1 protein-coding gene and 1 pseudogene are annotated in these 723 nt (G+C 68.6%); both read left to right on the forward strand.

Annotated elements, in window-relative coordinates; translation table 11 throughout:
* Positions 1-387, forward strand: a pseudogene (locus AC1DU6_RS33950) (3-deoxy-7-phosphoheptulonate synthase); the annotation flags it as partial.
* A 103-nt stretch (positions 388-490) separates the two neighbouring features.
* A partial coding sequence (locus tag AC1DU6_RS33955) for a hypothetical protein (protein ID WP_477862803.1) occupies positions 491-723 on the forward strand: 233 nt, incomplete at its 3' end.

The following is a 723-nucleotide window of genomic DNA, read 5'->3' on the forward strand; positions in this document are numbered from 1 at the left end:
AACGAGGACTGCCACGTCATCCTGCGCGGCGGCAAGGCGCCCAACTACGACGCGGCGTCCGTCAACGCTGCCTGCGATGCGCTCAAGACCTCGGGCCTGCGCGAGCAGGTCATGATCGACTTCTCGCACGCCAACTCCAGCAAGAAGTACGAGCGCCAGGTCGATGTCGGCCATGACGTCGCGGGTCMGATCGCGGGCGGCGACCAGCGCATCACCGGCGTCATGATCGAAAGCCATCTGCAGCCTGGTCGGCAGGACCTGGCCGAGGGTCAGACCAAGGCCGACTTGAAGCCCGGCGTGTCCATCACCGACGCCTGCCTGGGCTGGAGCCAGACCGAGCCGCTGCTGCGCGAGCTGGCTGCAGCCGTCCAGAAGCGCCGGGGTTAAGTCCACTCGCGCCGCCCGGCGCCCACCTGTCGCAGCGCGCTCGCGCCGCGGCGGGGCGATCTCCAACATTCAGCCATCCCACTGCTGAACCCTGGAGATCGCGATGAAACACCAAGCCCTTGCCTCCGCCCTGTTTGCCCTGCTGCCGCTGTGCAGCCAGGCGGCAGACGTCACCCTCGAAGTCGAGGGCCTGGACACGAGCCGCCTGCAGGGCGCCACCCTGATGGTGGCCGTCTTCACGGAGCCGGCCAACTGGCTGCGCCAGCCGCAGACCGGCCTGCGCTTCGTTCTCGGCCCCGAGGCCACTGGCGGCAAGTTCAGCGTCGTGCTCAAGGA

The organism is Roseateles sp. P5_B10, from assembly GCF_056400485.1.